The sequence below is a fragment of the Agarivorans sp. DSG3-1 genome, from assembly GCF_046774965.1.
In the GTDB taxonomy this organism is placed as follows: domain Bacteria; phylum Pseudomonadota; class Gammaproteobacteria; order Enterobacterales; family Celerinatantimonadaceae; genus Agarivorans.
The window spans coordinates 232,062-252,076 of record NZ_CP177241.1 but is presented as its reverse complement, the minus strand read 5'-3'; the positions used below and the strand labels follow the sequence as shown (position 1 = coordinate 252,076).

Sequence of the window (20,015 nt, the reverse complement as noted above, 5' to 3'; positions counted from 1 at the left end):
ATGGACAGCTTTAGCTTTGCATTAAAAAAACTGCTTACGGTACTGGTTATGCCTAGCACCGCCCTATGGTTAATATTATTGTTCGCCTTGGTGCTTTTGCTGCTTGGTCGCAAAATCCTCGCTCGAAGCTTAATGGTTGTGTGTGTATTGCTCACCTTTTGTTTAAGCCTTTATCCGGTAAGCGGTGCACTGTTGTACCACTGGGAAAAGCAATATAACGCCCTGCATGAACTACCGCCTGATACGGAAATGATCGTGGTATTAGGCTGCTTGCATTACCAAGATGAAAACCAACCGCTGTCTAGCCAAGTATTGCCTTGTGGCGCTATTAAGGTGGTTGAAGCGGTGCGTTTATGGCGCCAGCAACCACAGGTGAAAATTTTGCTATCCGGCGGTGATAATGAAGGCAGTGGTGTACAACATGCCGATATGTTGGCCAAGCTTGCGATATCTTTAGGCGTTCCCGACTCAAAACTGATTCGCAGTTATCAACTTAAAGACACTGCTGAGGAAGCCGCCAATATTGCGTGGCGTTATCCAAATACTAACTTAACGCTTATTACTCAAGCCTCACATATGCCCAGAGCAATGCGCTTGTTTGCGATGCAAGGACTTTATCCAACCGCCGCACCTACTTACTATCAGGTAAAAAACTGGCATGCGGATTTAACTTGGCAAAGCTTTATTCCTCGCCTTAGTCATATCGCTAAGGCCGATACCGCCACTTACGAAGCGTTAGCCATGGCTTGGTTATCTATTCGCAGTTAGCGTTAATTAGTCTTTAGTTTGCTGCAGTTGATTCAGCTGTTGTTGAATCTCGTTAAGTTGCTGCTGCAAGACGCGTTGTTCTTTTTGATGCTCTATCAACAGCTGCTCTATGCGTACCTCTTTGTTGGTTTTACCGCGCATTAACAAGGCCGACATTAAGCCCGAAACCGCACCAAAAAAGCCCACGCCAGTTAATATCATCAAACCCGCTATGATTCTGCCAGCGTCAGATACTGGCACAAAATCGCCGTAACCTACGGTAGAAATTGTCACAATGGCCCACCATAGTGCTTCACCAGCACTGCTGATTTGTCCGTTCACTTGGTCTTGTTCGGCCAATAAAATACCAATTGAGCCAAGCAAAACAATCACTAGCAGCGTGAATAAAATGCTGGCTAAGGTAGATTCGATACGTCGGTGTTTTAGGTTTTTGAGTAAATGACGCTGCTCAACAATGCCGCGGATAAGCTTGATGGCGTGGAAGAAGCGTAATAAACGTAAAGCTTCCACCATTGGAATACTCGCCAGCAAATCTATCCAGTGGTGTCTTAGGTAAATCAGTGGCGCTTTACTGCGGATGGCGCTAACAATAAAGTGACTAATAAACACCACGCAGATAAGAGAATCCAAATTGATTAACAGTGCTCGTAGTTGTGTATCAGCGGGATAAAAAAAGATACAGCTAACGATGACTATAGCGATGAGAGATAAGGATAACATCACAAGGTCAAAGGCATTGATGGTAGTTTTCATAAGGCAATCCTGAGGCGATTTGAGCAACAACATCTTCACTATACTGTAGTTTTGATAAGTGAGATTTAGCTTTATTAAAAATCGCCGTTTTTCAATTCACTATCGTGATAAACCGCATATAAAGCAGGGCTTTTTGAACCCGCTTACACTCTATGGTTATGCGCTTGTACTTAGTGATAAATCGTGATGATATTAAGTCAAATTTTGCATTCGGGTTTTCTTCATTATGGCCAATACTCTTCCCTTACCCAGCGAGCTTGCTACCTTAGCCTCTAAATCTTGGGAGCGATTGATTGAGTTTGAACCCAGCTTGCTTGAACAGTTAAGCGAGCAGCAGCAAGCTCAAACACAAGCAGCTTTTGCGCTTAGTGATTTTATTGCTCGCAGCTGTATTAGCCAGCCCAGTATGCTGTTAGACATTTGGCAGCAGCAATTGCTTGATAGCCCACAAAATGAACAGCAACTGCGAGAGCAGCTATCAAGCGCGCTTGCAGAGCAAGTTAATGATGATGGCGCTAAAAAAGTACTTCGCCAGTTCCGCCGTTTACATATGGTGTTAATTGCTTGGCGAGATTTGCTGTTAGCGCAAGCGGTAAGCCATAGCTTTGCACAAGTATCGGCGGTGGCAGATACTAGCGTAGATTGCGCTAATCAATGGTTGTATCAACGTTGCTGCGCTGAATCGGGAACTCCAACAGACGAGCAGGGGAACGCACAGCCGCTAGTGGTGATTGGTATGGGCAAGTTAGGTGGGCGCGAGCTTAACTTCTCGTCAGACATCGATTTAATCTTCTGTTACCCAGAAAACGGCGAAACTCAAGGTGGGCGTCGTAATATTGCTAACCAGCAGTTCTTTATTCGCATGGGACAGCGCTTAATTCAGCTCATTGACCAACCCACCCTAGATGGCTTTGTATTTCGAGTAGATATGCGTTTACGCCCTTTTGGTGAATCAGGGCCATTAGCGGTGAGTTACGCCGCTTTTGAGGATTATTACCAGCACCATGGTCGCGATTGGGAGCGCTACGCGATGGTTAAAGCGCGAGTGATTAATCAAGACTTGCGTTTCGATCAAGACATTCAAGCCATGCTTAAGCCTTATGTATATCGCCGTTATATCGATTTCAGTGCGATTCAAGCGCTGCGTTCGATGAAAGCGATGATCAATTCAGAAATTCGCCGTAAAGGCTTGCGCGATAATATTAAATTGGGCTCTGGCGGGATCCGCGAAATTGAATTTATTGTACAAACCTTTCAGCTTATTCGTGGTGGCCGTGAGCCGGTATTGCAAACACGCTCTTTGCTCACCGCACTTACTCAACTTAGCGAACACGGTGAACTGACCGAAGCGCAAACTGATATGTTGCGAGAGCATTATTTGTATTTGCGCCAAGTAGAAAACATTCTCCAGCAAATAGACGACCAGCAAACGCAAACTTTGCCCGACAGTGAGTCAGACCAATCGCGAATTGCTTGGGTAATGGGCCATTCAACATGGGAAGCGTTTTATCAGCACCTTCAGCAGCGCTTAGGCGAAGTGAATGCTTGCTTCCAAAGCGCTATTGGTGAAGAGGAACAAGAAGAGCACCAAGCAGGGCAAGAGTATGACGACCTGTGGCATTGCGGTGCTAACCGAGAAGATCTAGCCAGTTTAATGGGTAAACATGTATGTAGTGAAACCGAACAAAAAGCTCGCGTAGAAACCATGTACCACTTTATGCACGCGGTAGAACATAGGCAAATTGGCCAGCGTGGTAGGCAAACACTGGAGCGGATGATGCCTAGTTTGCTGCAGCAGTTGTTTGAACATCCAAAAACCAGCTTAGTATTGCCTCGGGTGATGGTATTGCTAGAGCGGATTTTATCGCGTACCGCTTATTTAGAGCTGCTGGCAGAAAACCCAGCGTCCTTACAGCAGTTGCTACGTTTGTGTTCGGGTAGCGCGATGTTGGCCGAAAAACTGGCGAGCTTCCCCATTCTGTTAGATGAGTTGTTAGACCCCGGTGTACTGTATAACCCCGCAAGTGAAGACAGTTACGGGCAGCAACTGCGTGAGTTTATGTTGCGTATTCCACCAGATGACATGGAGCAGCAAATGGAAGCGCTGCGTCAGTTCAAGCAAATCCAACAATTACGGATCACTGCGGCGGATATCGCTGGAGCGCTACCCTTAATGAAAGTAAGTGATCACTTAACTGCTGTAGCTGAAGTGATAGTGAATGCGGTGGTAGAGCAGGCTTGGAACCAAATGATAGAGCGCCATGGCTATCCATCGCAGTTAACCGAACAACAACGCGGTTTTGCGGTAGTTGGCTATGGAAAAATAGGCGGCATTGAAACCGGCTATAGCTCAGACTTAGATTTGGTGTTTTTGCATAACAGCGATAGCAGTACCTATACCAACGGCGCTAAGCAAATCGACAGTAAACAGTTTTATTTGAAGCTCGCTCAGCGAATTATGCATTTATTTAATACCCGCACAGCCTCAGGCGTGTTGTATGAGCTTGATATGCGCTTGCGCCCTTCTGGTGCCTCTGGCTTGTTGGTGTCGGCCATTGAAGCCTTTGAGCAATATCAACTTACCGAAGCTTGGACATGGGAACATCAAGCGTTAGTGAGAGCGCGGGTAATTTATGGTGATGGTGAATTAGCCCTGGGCTTTGAGCAAGTACGTCGTAAGATTTTGGCTATCCCTAGAGATGCCAAAGACTTAGCTAAACAAGTTCAAGAAATGCGCACCAAGATGAAGGATCACCTCAGCCGAGAAACCGATGAATTGTTGGACTTGAAGCAATCTGCCGGAGGCATGGTAGATATCGAATTTATCGCTCAGTATTTGGTGTTATTGAATACTGAAAAGCACCCTGAGTTGAGTAAATGGACCGATAACGTACGAATATTTGAAAGCTGCGTCGAGCTTGGTTTATTGGAGCCTAAACAAGCCCAAGGTTTAACGCAGTGTTATTTAGATATTCGCGATGAATGTCATCGCTGCGGCTTACAAGGTGTGCCTCGTTTGGCCAACAAAGCTGAGTTTGAACTCGATTTGAGTATAGTGACCGATACTTGGCAGCAGTTGTTTACTCGCTAGTTGGCTCATTCTACAAGGGTATTCGAAAAAAGGGCTTGCTGATTCAGCAAGCCCTTTTTATTTAGTAAACGCTTGATTCACCCGGTGGGCGAGATTTAAAGCGGCGGTGAATCCACATATATTGCTCGGGTGCGCGCAAAATAGCTTTTTCTACTATTTGGTTAACGGTATGGGCGTCTAGCTCATCATTGCCACTTGGGTAGTTTTCTACAGCAGGTTCTATCACCAAGGTAAAGCCAGATCCATCGTTGTTACGTAAGGCATAGGTTGGCAGAATTTGAACATTTTTTACTTTGGCTAAAGTGGCTGTACCGGTAATGGTGGCGGCTTTATCTTGAGCAAAAAATGGTACAAATACCGCTGCATGAGTGCCGTAATCATGATCTGGTGCGTACCAAACGGCATTGTCGGTTCTTAGTGCTTTAATCATGCCGCGCACATCGGTGCGATCCACTAAGTATTTGTTGGATTTAGTGCGGCCGTGATACTGAAAGTACTCATACACAGCATTTTTATTGGGGCGGTAAATACCTACGCCGGGATCCAAAGTACCATAAGCACGGGCGTGGCTTTCTAAGGTCCAAAAGTGGGCACTAATTAACAAAATGCCGCCATCTTTTTCACGCGCCTTGTTTAGGTGCTCAGCGCCTTCTACTTTAAAGTGTTTAGCAAACCGCCATTGTGGCCAAAACCACGCATTAGCTGTATCTACAACCGAATGGCCTAAGTGCTTGAAGCAACCTTCTACTAATTGCTCGCGCTGTTCGGCGCTTTTGTCAGGGAAACAAATTTCTAGATTACGCCGAGTGATATGAACTCGTGATTTGAGTAGCTTTTTAGCTAAGCGGCCAATGCCTAAACCTAAGTAATGCTGAATACGAAAAGGCAGCAGGCTAATACTGAACATAAAGCCTATCAAGATCCAAGCGCCCCAGTTTTTAGGGTGAAGTGATGCTGCGCCGAGTTTAGGTGGAGATATTTTCGCCATATTTAACTTAGTTGTTGTAAGAATGTGTAAAGTCTACTGGATATCAAGAGATTATGCCGCAGACCATTAATTTAACTATGATAAACTGTTAGTAATTAATTATCGATGAGAGTGAACAATGAGAATTACCCTCCCTGAGTTTGCCCAAGCTAAGGTGCTAGTGGTTGGCGACGTAATGTTAGACCGCTACTGGCATGGACCTACCGGACGAATTTCACCTGAAGCACCGGTTCCAGTGGTTAAAGTAGAACAAATTGAAGAGCGCCCTGGCGGGGCGGCGAACGTAGCATTGAATGCCGTGGCCTTAGGCGCTGGCTCAACCTTACTAGGCATGAGCGGAGAAGATGAAGCCGGACTAGCGCTTGAGAACCAGTTGGCAACGGTTGGGGTAGAGTGTCAGTTCACTAAATTTGCGGATTACCCCACCATTACCAAGCTTCGCGTATTAAGTCGCCATCAGCAGCTTATTCGCTTAGATTTTGAAGAAAATTTTCATGAAGTCGACAGTAAAGATTTAACCGCCAGTTTTGCCGAGCAAGTAAAACAGCATCAAGTGGTTATTCTGTCTGACTACAATAAAGGCGCTTTGAATCGTGTCGGCGATTTAATTGCGTTAGCGCGTGAAGCAGGGGTACCAGTATTAGTAGACCCTAAAGGCAGTGCCTTTGATAAATACCGCGGCGCTACTTTGCTTACGCCTAACTACTCTGAATTTGAAGCGGTAGTGGGCCCGTGTAAAGACGACGATGAAATTATTAGTAAAGGCTTAGCACTGATTGAACAGCTTGATTTAGAAGCGCTATTGGTGACACGCAGCGAACACGGTATGACCTTAATTCGTAAAGGTGAAGCGGAGCTGCATTTAGCCGCGCTGGCCCAAGAGGTTTACGATGTTACCGGTGCCGGTGATACTGTTATCTCGACACTTGCTAGCTCTTTAGCAGCTGGCGCTAGCCTTGATGATGCTTGTGCTTTAGCCAATGCCGCGGCTGGGATCGTTGTTGGCAAGCTGGGTACGTCTACAGTATCTACCATTGAGCTGGCAAATGCCGTTTACGGTTCGCAAGAAACTGGCTTTGGTGTATTAAGCGAGCAGCAACTTAAACTTGCTTTAGAAGCCGCTAAACGCCGTGGTGAAACGGTGGTTATGACCAATGGCTGTTTCGACATTTTACATGCTGGTCACGTTTCTTACTTAAACCATGCGCGCACCCTAGGTGACCGTTTAATTGTCGCTGTAAATAACGATGATTCAGTTAAGCGCTTAAAAGGTGAAGGCCGCCCGGTAAATAGTGTCGATCGCCGTATGGCGGTATTAGCGGGTTTAGGGGCGGTAGATTGGGTGGTTGATTTTAGTGAAGATACCCCACAACGCTTAATTGCTAACTTGTTACCAGACTTATTGGTAAAAGGCGGCGATTACAAGCCAGAAGAGATCGCCGGTGGTGAAGAGGTGATTGCCAATGGCGGACAAGTGAAAGTACTTAATTTTGAAGACGGCTGCTCAACCTCAGAAATCATTAAGTCTATTCGCCAAAATCAAATAGATTAACAGTTTGTTTAAATACTAAAAAGGCGCCGATTGGCGCCTTTTTTTACTTTTTGATCATGCTACTCAGTTTATTGAGCAGGCATTAAACCAGAGTTAACCAACACGACGTCTTCTTCGGTTAGCGTACCAGCAGCTTGTTTTAGCGCTAGCATGTTAAGAATGTAGTCGTAACGAGCATTTGATAAATCACTTTTTGCAGAGTAAAGGTTACGTGTAGCGTCTTGTACGTCAACAATAGTACGAGTACCTACTTCGAAACCCGCTTCGGTGGCTTCTAGCGCGCTTTGCGAAGATACCACGGTTTGCTCAAAAGCTTTAACCGAACCAATACTCGCACTTACGTTGTTTACTACCGAGTTCACGGTACTTTGCACGGAACGGTAAGTTTGCTCTAGCGCTTCAGATGACGCAATGTAGCTAAACTGCGCTTGTCTTACTTGTGAATCAATACTGCCACCTAGGTAGATAGGCCAGTTAAACTCAAGGCCAATATTACCTGCATTGTTACTGCCGCCTTGGGTGGCATCGTAAAGGTCGTTACCATATTGATTGTTGTCGTAACCAATACCAGCCGTTAGATCTAGCGTTGGCAAGTGACCGCTTTGTGCGAGTTCAATTTGCTCTTGGGCTATTTCTTTGGAGATACGCTGGGCGTTTAGCTCTAAGTTACGGTCGGTAGCGGTTGCTAACCAAAAATCAGAACCTTGCTCTAACGCATTTGGCTCAAAACGTTGGGTATTTAAAACATTGAGTTCGCGGTGCTCTAAACCAGTAAGCTCACGCAAATCTTCGTAGCTGTTTGACAGGTCGTTACGCGCCTGAATCTCTTGCGCCAAAGTACGGTCATATTCAGCTTGCGCTTCGTGTACGTCGGTGATTGCAGTTAAACCAACATTAAAACGCTGTTTAGTTTGCTCTAACTGACGACCAACCGCGGTTTTGTTAGCTTCAACAAAGCTTACGTTGTCTATGGCGCGCAGTACATTGAAGTAAGCGTTGCTTACACGGATGATGAGGCTTTGTACGTCATTACCGTATACCGCTTCTACTCGCGTCGCATTCTTTTCAGAAATGCTAAGGCTGGTCCAGTTGGTCTTAGAATATAGCGACTGGCTCAAACCTACAGAGGCATTAGTATTGGTAATACTGTCGATACTGTCATTGCTTGTGGTGGTGTACTTAGCACCAGCACCAAAACCAATTTGCGGTAATAATGATGCGCGAGACTCGGTAATTTGCTCAAAGGCGATGTCGCGCTGAGCTTTACTTTGCAAAATTACAGGATCTTTTTCTTGGGCTAGTTGATAAATTTGCAATAAATCATCAGCTTGAGCTTGAAAAGCTAAAGAGCTTACTCCACAAGCTAGTATTAACGATTTGATTTTGAGCTTCATTACGCCTTTCCTTTGGTCGCTAGTATATGTAGCGATGTTGATACGGAGTGAGTTAGTTTGATTTAGGAACAAAAGTCCTTGGTTTAAAACTAACATTTGCTAATTAATGCTAGTCTATACCAGCTTTATTTGTAGAGTAAGACCTAGATATCAAAGAAAAACCACTAATTTAAAGCAATTTGATATTTCAGCAATATATTCTGACGCATTATATACCAATCGTTACAAAAAGGAGACTAAGTTCGTATGCCTAAGCCACACTCTGGTAGTCAGTTTTCTCAAGATGATGTAGAAATCCAATCAGTTGAAGATGTATATCAAGGTTTCTTCAAGTTACAACGCTATACTCTGCGCCACCGTTTATACCAAGGCGGGTGGAGCAATTGGATGACTCGAGAAATGATGGACCGTGGTCATGCTGCGGGCATTTTGTTGTTTGATCCTAAATTGGACCAAGTAGTACTGGTAGAACAGTTTCGTATTGGTGCGGTAGAAACCGGTGCTAGCCCTTGGTTGCTGGAGATTGTCGCTGGCATGTTAGATAGCGGCCAGCCGCCACTAGAAGTAGCCGTTCGTGAAGCCGAAGAAGAAGCCGGGCTTAACGTGGCGCGAGTTATTTCGTGTAATAGCTTTTTGCCTGGAGCAGGTGGTTTGAGCGAACGGATTCACCTCTATATTGGTGAAGTTGATTCTAGCAAAGCTGGTGGCGTACATGGTTTAGATAACGAAAACGAAGATATATTGGTTAAAGTGATCAGTCGTGAACAGGCCTTTGAGTGGGTGCAAACGGGCGTTATTGATAACGCTGCCGCTGTGATTGCTATTCAATGGTTGCAGCTCAATTTGCAGAAAGTGATGCAGCAATGGCAGAATGATGGCGACGGTGATGGCCAATAAGGGAAGGCCCTCTAACTATCGGGTTAATCTTGACCAATTAATGCAGCTTTATGCGGCTAATTACACTTTGATGACTCGATTGTTTCCAGCCTCTTTAGAGGTGGGGGAAAGTTTACGTTTGATCCCCAAAGTCGGTGAAAACTACTTATTAGAAAGTAAAGAGTTGACTCGATATACTGCTTTATACGAAATTAGGCAGGCCACTTCCCAAGCGTATAATTATTTGCAACCGCAACTGTTAGTGCGTTTGTACCACGATGCGCGGTTGGCGGAAGTGTGTGCTAGTCAGCAGATTTTTAAGCTAAAACCAAGGTATGATTACCCGAATAAAAAGATGCATCACCAAGATGAAAAGCATCAAACAAATCAGTTTCTTAATGACTGGTTGGTATTTTGTATAAAACAGCGGATTAAAGTTGAGTTTGCATAGTCAAACTACAAGAAAAGATTGTGGCATTTACTAAATTAGATATAAATACAGCAGAAGATGGCAACGTGCGCTTATTGCAAGTTACCGACACCCACTTGTTTGCTGATGACCAAACTGGCTTGCTGGGTGTAAATACTAGCGACAGCTTTAGTGCAGTTTTAGATAATGTAAAAAGTGAACAGATCCCCTTCGATTATATTCTCGCCACTGGCGATTTATCTCAAGATCATACCAAACGTTCATATCAACGCTTTGCTGAAAAAGTCGCAGAGCTAGAGCGCCCAAGTTTTTGGTTGCCGGGTAATCACGATTTACAAGCTAACATGCAAACCCTAGCGCAATATGGGGTGTTAACGTCAAAGCAACTGATAAGCGAGCATTGGCAAGTGATTATGCTAGATACCCAAGTTGAAGGCGAACCTCACGGGGTGATGAGCCAGCAGCAGTTAGATGACTTGGCACAAGCTTTAGCAGAATATCCAGATAAACATGTATTGATCGCTATGCATCACCAAGCCATTCCGGTGGGCAGCAATTGGTTAGATCAGCATAACTTAAAAAACGCTGAACAGTTTTTTGCGGTGATTGCTGGTTACCCTAATGTTCGCGGTGTTATTTTTGGCCACGTACATCAAAACTACGAATTTCAGTTTGACGGTGTGGCGTTTATTGCAACCCCTAGCACCTGCATCCAATTTCTACCTTTATCGGCAAACTTCGCATTAGATCATCAGCAGCCAGGCTGGCGTTATTTGCAGCTTACGCCAGAAGGGCGGATTGCCACTAGACTGCGCCGTTTACCTGAACGAAGTTTTCTTCCCGACCCAAAGTCCAAAGGTTACTGAGTGGAACTGCCTTCAGTCCTACTTTATCTACACGGCTTTAATAGCTCGCCTAACTCCGCAAAAGCACTCGCCATGGCGGGCTTCTTGGAAGACAATCACTCTGATATTCAGTTTGTGTGCCCGCAGTTGGCTTGTTATCCCATGGAGGCATGGCAACAAATTGAAAGCTTACTTACCCAGTACCAAAATAGGCTCATAGGTGTGGTTGGCAGCTCACTCGGAGGCTTTTTAGCCACTCGAGTCGCCCAATCAACTGGCGTGCCTGCGGTATTGGTTAATCCAGCGGTAAAACCTTATAACTTGCTTAAAGATTTTTTAGGCGAACAAACTAACCCTTATACTCAGCAAACATACTGCTTAGAAGAACAACACATAGAGCAGTTAAAGCAACTGGAAGTCAGCCAACTAAGCTGTCAGCAGCGGCTATGGGTGATGTTACAAACAGCAGATGAAGTACTGGACTTTAACCTAGCTGTCACTGAGTATAATGGGGCAACTTTCACTATTGAAGAGGGTGGAGACCACAGCTTTCAAGGCTTTGAGCAATATTGTGGTGACATTCTCGACTTTTTGGCACGCAGGTAACGATTTCTATCATGGCTGATCAATATAATTCAGACTCAATTGAGGTATTAAGTGGTTTAGACCCGGTAAAACGCCGCCCTGGCATGTATACCGATACCACTCGCCCCAACCACTTAGCCCAAGAAGTTATAGACAACAGTGTTGATGAAGCACTCGCTGGCCATGCTCGCTCAATTACCGTCACCTTGTTTGAAGACCAATCAATTGAAGTTGTTGATGATGGTCGTGGTATGCCCACCGATGTTCACCCAGAAGAAAAGGTCAGTGGCGTAGAGCTTATTTTCACTCGCTTGCACGCTGGTGGTAAATTTAGCAACGACAACTACCAGTTTTCGGGTGGTTTGCACGGTGTGGGTATTTCGGTGGTAAACGCCTTGTCTTCGCGTGTCGAGGTGCAGGTACGCCGTGATAGCCAAGTATTTGAAATGGCGTTTGAAAATGGCGATAAAGTTGAAGAGTTAACAGTAACGGGCACCGTTGGTAAACGAAATACCGGTACCCGAGTACGCTTTTGGCCTACCGCTAGTTATTTCGATAGCCCTAAGTTTTCCGTGTCGCGGTTACGTCATTTGTTGCGCGCGAAAGCAGTATTGTGCCCTGGCTTGAACATTAAGTTTGTCGATAAAGTTAATAAACAAAACGACGAATGGTATTACGAAGATGGCTTAAAAGATTACCTAAGCCAATCCTTTAAAGATTTTATTAGCTTACCTGAAGACCCATTCACTGGTGCTTTTTCTAGTAAAGATGAAGCGGTAGATTGGGCGGTAAGTTGGTTACCCGAAGGTGGCGATAGCATTACCGAAAGTTACGTGAATCTTATCCCCACGGCTCAAGGTGGTACTCATGTAAATGGTTTGCGCCAAGGTTTGTTAGATGCGATGCGAGAGTTCTGTGAATTCCGTAATATTTTACCGCGAGGCCTTAAACTCACGCCCGACGATGTGTGGGATCGTTGTTGTTACGTGCTGTCGGTAAAAATGCAAGATCCTCAGTTCGCTGGCCAAACCAAAGAGCGCTTATCGTCACGACAATCCGCGGCCTTCGTATCGGGTATTGTTAAAGATGCTTTTAGCCTGTGGCTAAACACCCATACCGACCAAGCAGAATTGTTGGCCGAAGTATTTATTAGTAATGCTCAGCGCCGAATACGTTCGACTAAAAAAATTGCCCGTAAAAAGGTGACTTCTGGGCCTGCTTTACCTGGCAAATTAACCGACTGTACTAGCCAAGACCCTTTAAAAGGTGAATTGTTCTTAGTAGAGGGGGATTCTGCTGGTGGTAGTGCAAAGCAAGCGCGCGAGCGAGAAATTCAAGCGGTGATGCCACTGCGCGGAAAAATTCTTAATACTTGGGAAGTTGATGCCAGTGAAGTATTAGCCTCACAAGAAGTACACGATATATCGGTAGCCATTGGCATTGATCCCGACAGTACTGATTTAAGCGGTTTACGCTACGGGAAAATATGTATTCTGGCGGATGCCGACTCCGATGGTCTGCACATTGCCACCTTGCTGTGTGCTTTATTTATGATGCATTTTCGAGCACTGGTTGAGCAAGGACACATTTATGTAGCGATGCCGCCTTTGTACCGAATTGATGTAGGCAAAGAAGTTTTTTACGCCCTTGATGAAGATGAAAAACAAGGCATTTTGGATAGAATTGAAGCCGAGAAGAAACGCGGTAAAGTTAACGTACAGCGCTTTAAAGGTTTGGGTGAGATGAATCCTTTGCAGTTGCGCGAAACTACCATGGATCCAAATACGCGTCGACTGGTGCAGTTAACCGTTGAAGAAGAACAACCAACCTTGCAGCTAATGGACATGCTGCTGGCGAAGAAGCGCTCGGGTGACCGTAAACAATGGTTAGAAGAGAAAGGCAATATGGCCTCAGATTTGGTATAGGGAATTATTAAGGCATGCGCGACTTACGTTTAGGGCTAGCAAATAAAGCACTACTACTATTATGTGGTGTGTTGCTGGTGACTTTAGTCGGCTTAATTAGTTTTAATCACGATAATCTTAAGAGTTTTTTCTTGCTAGGAAGAGCACAGGTTATTGAAAACCAACAATATCAATTACAAAAATACTATGGTGACGTGTTCTCTCGCTTGCAGGGCGTTACCTCTAGCCAAAGTTATCGTTTCGATGACTTTGAAACCGAACAACTCTCTTCTATTTTTGATTCTTTTTGGCAGGATCTACGTGGTAATACCGAACTGCCAGTGCGTAGCTTAAGTGTGGTAGACCCACTAGAGGGCTTGAAATACGAATTTGGTTATATTGCTCATAGCCAAAAGGCCTTGGAATGGATGCTTCAAGACCCGGAGACAGTAGAAGCTAAATGGATTTTAGATTGCCCGCTCAGTTGTAGGATTATTATCGCCACCGATTTAGAGCAATTAGAAGAGCAGGGCAGTTATCGGATTTTTTACAGCATTGACTCGCTGCGCTTACTTGAACTATTCCCTGCTAGCCAAGGCAGCCACCACTTCTTGGTAGAGTTAAACGAAGATTTGTCAGTGAACCTGCTTTATTCTGAATCGGCTTATCGCGATATGGTGCAGGATATTCTGGTAGGGCTGAACGCCAAAGATATTGTTAATGGCGTTGAGCAGTTTGATAGCGAAATGGGGCTGACTGAATTACACGCCTTTAAGGTAAACAACACTAGCCAAACTCGTCCTGTGTATTACGCCATCGTAAATGATATTAATACCCAGCTTAATCAGCTAAAAAGGGCTGACTACAACAATCTGTTATTTGGTATTGCCGCTTTGTTTTTTGCTGGCGCGATTGTGGTATTTGCCCTTAGCCCCTCATTGCGAAGAATGCGCCGCACCATTAACAATTTGCCCTTATTAGCGCGCTCATCACACAACTTGTTTAGGCGTAATTTAGAAACCAACGGCAAACGGTTTCTTCAAGATGAATCTGATGAGCTTAACCACACATTGGTGAGACTTTCTTATCAGTTAGAGGCGCTAGAGCAGCAGCTTAAAAGCCGTGCTGAAGAGCTTGAGTGGGTGGCTAATTACGATAATTTAACCGATTTACCTAACCGTCGTAAATTTGAGCGGGTGATTAACCAAATGGTTGAAAAACAGCGTTATGGCTGCTTACTAATGGTTGATTTGGATAACTTTAAGTATGTAAACGACATTAGTGGCCATGGTGCTGGTGACGAAATGTTGCGCCAAGTGGCCTCGAGTTTAGAGCGTTTATTGCCTAATGAAACCTTGCTAGCGCGAATTAGCGGTGATGAATTTGCGATCTATTTAGAAGATACCAGTTTGGCTTATGCCGAAGTGGTTGCGCAGCGCATTATTAGCATGCTGGCACAAGTGAGTGTGCCTGGGCATAACATTATTCATACTGCTTCCGCTTGTGTGGGCATTGTTGCCTTCCCAGAGCATGGTAGTGGCTTTGAAGACTTAATGGCGAAGGCCGACATTTGTAACAACCAGGCCAAAGAACGTGGTAAAAATTGTGTGGTGAGTTTCCAAGCCGAAAGCAGTGACTCTGAACTTGCTAAAAAACACTACTGGTTAGATTTGGCGCAAAATGCCATTGAGCGAGACCGCTTAGAGCTTTTTTATCAGCCAATCATGAATAACAAACTCAACAAAGTAGAGCACTACGAAGTGCTGCTGCGAGTGCGAGATGATAAAGACCAGTTACATTCGCCTTATCAACTTATTTTAGCGGCTGAGAAAAACGGCCAAATTGACAAAATTGACCTGTGGGTCGTGCAGCAAGCCTTGCAGCAGATGGAAACTAACCTGCGTAATGGTTACACCGACAAGCTTGCTATTAACTTATCAGCACGCTCGTTCTGTAGCGAAAAAGTGATTGCTCGTATTTCTCGTGAGTTTGTTAGCCGTAACATTGCCGGTGACATGATCATTTTCGAAATTACCGAAACCGCAGCTCTGCCTAATATGAAGCAAGCAGAAGATCATATTAAGCGTTTAAAAGCGCTAGGCTGTGCGATTGCCTTGGATGACTTTGGTGTCGGGTATTCGTCTTTCCACTCTTTAAAACAACTGCCTTTTGATTTCTTAAAAATCGACGGTTCATTTGTCCGCGAGATCCTTAATCAAAATGAAGATAGGGTACTTATTCAAGCTTTGGTTGGCATTGCTAATGAGCTTGGCCATAAAACGGTGGCGGAGTTTGTCGAATCAGAAGCATTAAATAACGAACTGATTAGCTTGGGAGTTGATTACTCGCAAGGCTATTACATAGGTAAACCAGCTAGCGCACGCTATTTCTGGCAATTAGACAAAGCATCAGCAGTGCTAGCTTTGCAAGGAACATAAAAGGGTTATAAAGCATGAGTGATGCGAATGAACTCAGTTTAGAGGGCGTAGAACGCCTATCGATGAGCAACTTTACTGAGCAGGCGTATTTAAATTATTCCATGTACGTAATCATGGACCGTGCCTTGCCACATATTGGCGATGGTTTAAAACCGGTACAGCGTCGTATTATTTACGCCATGTCTGAGCTGGGCTTATCGGCGAACGCCAAATACAAAAAGTCTGCCCGTACTGTGGGTGACGTATTAGGTAAGTATCACCCTCACGGTGATTCTGCCTGTTATGAAGCAATGGTATTAATGGCGCAGCCGTTTTCTTATCGCCACCCTTTGGTTGATGGACAAGGTAACTGGGGCGCGCCCGATGACCCTAAGTCTTTCGCGGCGATGCGTTATACCGAAGCCAAATTATCGAAGTTCTCAGAGGTTTTACTCAGTGAGTTAGGCCAAGGAACTTGTGATTGGGTGCCAAATTTTGATGGCACCATGAACGAGCCCAAAGTATTGCCGGCACGTTTACCTCACATACTGCTCAATGGTGTAACCGGTATTGCTGTAGGTATGGCGACCGATATACCACCGCATAACGTGAAAGAAGTAGCCAATGCTTGTGTGCATTTGCTGGATAACCCTAAAGCGCAGCTAGGGGATTTACTTGAGCATGTAAAAGCACCTGATTATCCCACCGAAGCCGAAATTATTACGCCATCGAAAGATATTCAAAAAATTTATGAAACTGGCCGTGGTTCAATCAAAATGCGGGCTGTGTTTCATACCGAAGATGGTGAAGTGGTTATTACCGCTTTGCCTCATCAGGTATCTGGTGCCAAAGTACTAGAGCAAGTTGCCGCGCAAATGCAGGCTAAAAAATTGCCGATGGTTGTGGATTTACGTGATGAATCAGATCATGAGAATCCAACTCGAATTGTTGTAGTGCCACGCTCTAACCGCGTGGATGTAGACCAGCTAATGAATCACTTGTTTGCTTCTACCGATCTTGAACGTAACTATCGCGTAAACCTAAATATGTTGGGTTTGGATAATCGCCCACAGGTTAAAGGTTTAGTTCAAATATTAAGTGAGTGGCTACGTTTTCGTCGTGACGTAGTGCGTCGCCGCCTGCAATACCGCTTAGATAAAGTGTTAGCCAGGCTACACATATTAGAAGGCTTGTTAATCGCCTTCTTAAATATTGATGAAGTCATTGAGATTATTCGTACCGAAGATGAACCGAAAGCAGCCCTTATGGAGCGCTTTGGTCTATCCAACAAGCAAGCTGAATCAATTTTAGAAATTAAATTGCGTCAGTTAGCGAAGTTAGAAGAAATCAAAATTCGTGGTGAACAAGCTGAGCTGGCCGAAGAACGCGATAAGCTTGAAAAGTTATTAGGCAGCGAGCGCCGCATGAGCACTTTGCTCAAGAAAGAGCTAATTGCCGATGCAGAAACTTATGGTAATGATCGCCGTTCGCCGCTGATGGTACGTGCCGAAGCAAAAGCACTGAGCGAAAAAGAATTGATGCCAAACGAAGCCATCACGGTGGTGTTATCGGATAAAGGCTGGGCCCGCGCGGCGAAAGGCCATGAAGTTGATGCCCACGGTTTGAGTTATAAAGCTGGCGACAGCTTTTTAGGCAGTGCCAGTGGCCGCAGTAACCAACAGGCGGTGTTCTTTGATACCGCAGGGCGAAGCTATTCGCTCGATTCGCATACCTTGCCATCTGCGCGAAGCCAAGGTGAGCCATTAACCGGTCGCTTTAATCCCGCACCGGGCGAAATGTTTGGCCATGTGGTGATGGCCGATGATGAGCAGCGCTATTTAATGGCGTCTGACGCCGGTTATGGTTTTATTGGCAAATACGCCGATATGCTGAGCAAAAACAAAAACGGTAAGGCTTATTTAAACCTGCCAGCGGGCAGTAAAGTTATGGCGCCGATTGTGGTGCAAAACTATGATACCGATAGCTGCTTGGCCATTTCTAACGAAGGTAGAATGTTGGTGTTCCCGCTGACTAGCTTGCCAGCGTTGGCGAAAGGTAAGGGCAATAAGCTGATTAGTATTCCATCGGCACGGGTTAAGAATCGTGAAGAGTATGTCACTTTACTTAACGTAGTACCTGCAGATGCAGCGGTGACCTTGTTTGCCGGAAAGCGCAAACTTACCTTAAAACCGAGCGACTTAGACCATTACCGTGGAGAACGAGGTCGCAGGGGGAATAAACTGCCGCGCGGTTTGCAACGTGTTGATGCGGTTGAAGTTGAAACCAATGCAAGCATCGCTGATGAGCCATCTGCAGATGACGCTTAAGTTAAGTTTTTCAGCTTACACTTGTTCACCTAAAATGCAGCGCGTATACTGCGGGCTGTTTTAATGGGGGTGCTATGTTAGCCGTAATCCGAATTTTGTTTATTGCTGTGGTAATGCTAACGGCATTTCCGTTTGTTATTTTGTATTGTTTAACACGACCGCGTCATCCAGATTTAGTACATCAAATTGGTGTATTAATCGCTAAGTGTGGTCGTTTTGTAGGTATTAACGTTGAAGTACGTTGGGTTACGCAAGACTTGCCGGATAAAGCCGTGTGGGTTGCTAACCATCAAAATAGCTACGACATGTTCACCCTGCCTTTTGCCTTGCGCAAAGGAGTGGTGTCTATTGGTAAAAAGAGCTTAGCTAAAATTCCATTTTTCGGTCAAATTTACTGGATTACCGGTAATATTCTGATTGATCGAGATCGCCGTAGTAAAGCTGCAGACACCATTAAACAAGCCGCCGAAGCCATTGATAAACGCCATTTATCGGTATGGATGTTCCCCGAAGGAACCCGGAGTTATGGCCGTGGTTTACAAGCCTTTAAAACCGGTGCTTTTCATTTAGCTATGCAAGCAAAAGTACCCATGTTACCGATTTGCTGTTCTTCTACTCATGGTCAAGTAAAACTAAATCGTTGGAACAACGGCAAAGTGATCGTAGAGGTTGGTCAACCGATTGATGTCAGCGCCTGGAAGAGCAATCTACGCGCCGAAATTGGCCAATTACACGACACCATGGAACAGCGGATTTATGAGCTCACAATGGAAGCACGTGGTGAAGCTGCAGATTACCAAGACGTTCACAATAAACAGCTAGCAGGCCAAGATGTGTTGGCAGGAGAACAATCATGAGCATGCAACAAGTGGTTGCCGATTGGCAGGAAGAAACAGATTTAATTATTCAAGAGTTGTTGGCCGATGGCAGCGACCCTGACGCTGAGTATACGATTGAACATCACTTAGCTAGTAAAGACTTTAAAGTGCTAGAGAAAGCCGCTGTAGACGTGTTTAAAGCGGGTTTTGAAGTGAGTGACGCTGAAGAAGCTGAGTTAGAAGACGGCACTAAGGTGTGGTGTTTTGATGTAATTGTTGAAGCGCCGCTCGAAGCTGAAGGTATCAAGCAAGATATTGAAACCTTAGCTAAAATAGCTGAAAAGAATAAAGTGATTTACGATGGCTGGGGAACGTACTTTGAGTCTGATGAAGAAGATGACGATTAAGTAGCAAAGGTTTCTAAAAAAAAGCGACGCTAATGCGTCGCTTTTTTTTTACTACACTAATTATACTAAGAGAAACTGTAACGATGGGCTAAAGGAATAGCAGTGATTTTAAGAATCTTGTCGGTATGGTGTTTTGTGTGTTGGTCAGCATCAGCTCAGCAAGCTATCACAACTGCGAACGCCCATTGGCCACCTTGGCGAACCATTGAATCTGATGGCAGTTTAAGTGGAATAGAAATCGACATCTTGAAAGGCTTAAGCGCCCGTTTGGAACTCGACCTAGTAACAAAAGGATGTGGCTGGAAACGTTGCTTGAAACACATGATGATGGGCGAGAGTGACTTAATGAGTGGTTTATATAAAACTGCCGAGCGCGAGCAATACATGGCTTTTGTAGAGCCTCCTTATCGAAGCCATCAAAACACCTGCTTTTATTTGAGACATGACAGTCAGCTTAAGATTAATAGTTATCAAGACCTGAAAAGTTTGCGTATTGCAGTGCAAAGTAAGGTGGCTTACTTCGAGCGCTTTGATAAAGACGAGCAGCTGTTTAAGCATGAAGTAATAGATGACATAGCAGCATTTCGGTTGCTAAAAGGAGAGCGTATAGACACGCTTATAATGTCATGTGCTGAAGGGGATTATTTCATAAAGGAACAAAGTATTAGTGCATGGTTTAAACACGCTAACTATGTGGAACAGGAGCATCGGCCCGTATATCTTGCTATTTCTAAACATTCTCCATTGGTACAGAGAAAACAAGAGCTATCCAAAGCTTTACAAGACATGCTAGATAGTGGAGAAGTACAACGTTTGCTGGAACAGAACAAGTTGTTAAAACGCGACTAGCGCGCTTTTTA

16 protein-coding genes are annotated in these 20,015 nt (G+C 44.8%); 13 read left to right on the top strand and 3 right to left on the bottom strand.

Going from position 1 to position 20,015, the window contains the following annotated elements:
• Positions 1-768 carry a YdcF family protein gene (locus ACLD71_RS01180; RefSeq protein ID WP_411992509.1) on the top strand — a complete coding sequence of 256 codons (768 nt, stop codon included), beginning with the start codon at positions 1-3 and terminating at the stop codon, positions 766-768.
• Between the two features lie 6 nt (positions 769-774).
• On the opposite strand, the gene ACLD71_RS01175 is transcribed toward ACLD71_RS01180, so the two are convergent.
• Positions 775-1,521 carry a potassium channel family protein gene (locus tag ACLD71_RS01175; RefSeq protein WP_161985185.1) on the bottom strand — a complete coding sequence of 249 codons (747 nt, stop codon included), beginning with the start codon at positions 1,519-1,521 and terminating at the stop codon, positions 775-777.
• A 226-nt stretch (positions 1,522-1,747) separates the two neighbouring features.
• Between ACLD71_RS01175 and glnE the strand changes: the two genes are divergently transcribed.
• Positions 1,748-4,612 (top strand): bifunctional [glutamate--ammonia ligase]-adenylyl-L-tyrosine phosphorylase/[glutamate--ammonia-ligase] adenylyltransferase, encoded by a 2,865-nt coding sequence (glnE, locus tag ACLD71_RS01170; RefSeq protein WP_411992507.1) that lies wholly within the window; start codon positions 1,748-1,750, stop codon positions 4,610-4,612.
• A 61-nt stretch (positions 4,613-4,673) separates the two neighbouring features.
• On the opposite strand, the gene lpxL is transcribed toward glnE, so the two are convergent.
• A complete protein-coding gene (gene lpxL / locus ACLD71_RS01165) occupies positions 4,674-5,600 on the bottom strand; it encodes an LpxL/LpxP family Kdo(2)-lipid IV(A) lauroyl/palmitoleoyl acyltransferase (RefSeq protein WP_411992506.1) in 927 nt (308 codons plus the stop codon).
• A 118-nt stretch (positions 5,601-5,718) separates the two neighbouring features.
• On the opposite strand from lpxL, the gene hldE reads away from it, so the two are divergent.
• Positions 5,719-7,152, top strand: a complete 1,434-nt coding sequence (gene hldE / locus ACLD71_RS01160; RefSeq protein ID WP_303512151.1) for a bifunctional D-glycero-beta-D-manno-heptose-7-phosphate kinase/D-glycero-beta-D-manno-heptose 1-phosphate adenylyltransferase HldE — start codon at positions 5,719-5,721, stop codon at positions 7,150-7,152.
• A gap of 68 nt (positions 7,153-7,220) precedes the next feature.
• On the opposite strand, the gene tolC is transcribed toward hldE, so the two are convergent.
• Complete coding sequence (tolC, locus tag ACLD71_RS01155; protein ID WP_137674273.1) at positions 7,221-8,546, bottom strand: outer membrane channel protein TolC; 1,326 nt, start codon at positions 8,544-8,546, stop codon at positions 7,221-7,223.
• A gap of 246 nt (positions 8,547-8,792) precedes the next feature.
• Here tolC and nudF point away from each other — a divergent pair, with 246 nt between their 5' ends.
• The 10 genes from nudF to ACLD71_RS01105 all read left to right on the top strand — a co-directional run bounded on the left by nudF (position 8,793) and on the right by ACLD71_RS01105 (position 20,004).
• Positions 8,793-9,443, top strand: a complete 651-nt coding sequence (gene nudF, locus ACLD71_RS01150) for an ADP-ribose diphosphatase (RefSeq protein WP_411992503.1) — start codon at positions 8,793-8,795, stop codon at positions 9,441-9,443.
• Positions 9,433-9,873 (top strand): DUF1249 domain-containing protein, encoded by a 441-nt coding sequence (locus ACLD71_RS01145; protein ID WP_411992502.1) that lies wholly within the window; start codon positions 9,433-9,435, stop codon positions 9,871-9,873. The genes nudF and ACLD71_RS01145 overlap by 11 nt, the downstream gene beginning before the upstream one ends.
• 20 nt (positions 9,874-9,893) lie before the next feature.
• Positions 9,894-10,718, top strand: coding sequence for a 3',5'-cyclic-AMP phosphodiesterase (cpdA, locus tag ACLD71_RS01140; RefSeq protein WP_411992500.1), 825 nt, complete (start codon positions 9,894-9,896; stop codon positions 10,716-10,718).
• Entirely contained in the window at positions 10,719-11,303 is a 585-nt protein-coding gene (locus ACLD71_RS01135) for a YqiA/YcfP family alpha/beta fold hydrolase (RefSeq protein WP_411992498.1), read from the top strand.
• Positions 11,304-11,314: 11 nt separating this feature from the next.
• Positions 11,315-13,207, top strand: a complete 1,893-nt coding sequence (gene parE / locus ACLD71_RS01130) for a DNA topoisomerase IV subunit B (protein WP_137674270.1) — start codon at positions 11,315-11,317, stop codon at positions 13,205-13,207.
• A gap of 14 nt (positions 13,208-13,221) precedes the next feature.
• Positions 13,222-15,624, top strand: a complete 2,403-nt coding sequence (locus tag ACLD71_RS01125; protein WP_137674269.1) for a putative bifunctional diguanylate cyclase/phosphodiesterase — start codon at positions 13,222-13,224, stop codon at positions 15,622-15,624.
• 14 nt (positions 15,625-15,638) lie between these two features.
• Positions 15,639-17,930 (top strand): DNA topoisomerase IV subunit A, encoded by a 2,292-nt coding sequence (gene parC / locus ACLD71_RS01120; protein ID WP_137674268.1) that lies wholly within the window; start codon positions 15,639-15,641, stop codon positions 17,928-17,930.
• 74 nt (positions 17,931-18,004) lie between these two features.
• On the top strand, positions 18,005-18,787 hold the full coding sequence (locus ACLD71_RS01115; protein WP_137674267.1) for a 1-acylglycerol-3-phosphate O-acyltransferase: 783 nt from the start codon (positions 18,005-18,007) through the stop codon (positions 18,785-18,787).
• Positions 18,784-19,155: a ribonuclease E inhibitor RraB gene (gene rraB, locus ACLD71_RS01110; protein WP_137674266.1), complete on the top strand. Its 372-nt coding sequence runs from the start codon at positions 18,784-18,786 to the stop codon at positions 19,153-19,155. Before ACLD71_RS01115 ends, rraB begins: the two co-directional genes overlap by 4 nt.
• Before the next feature lie 102 nt (positions 19,156-19,257).
• The gene (locus ACLD71_RS01105) at positions 19,258-20,004 is read left to right on the top strand and encodes a substrate-binding periplasmic protein (RefSeq protein WP_411992495.1); all 747 of its coding nucleotides are present in this window, start codon (positions 19,258-19,260) and stop codon (positions 20,002-20,004) included.
• Positions 20,005-20,015 lie beyond the last annotated feature (11 nt).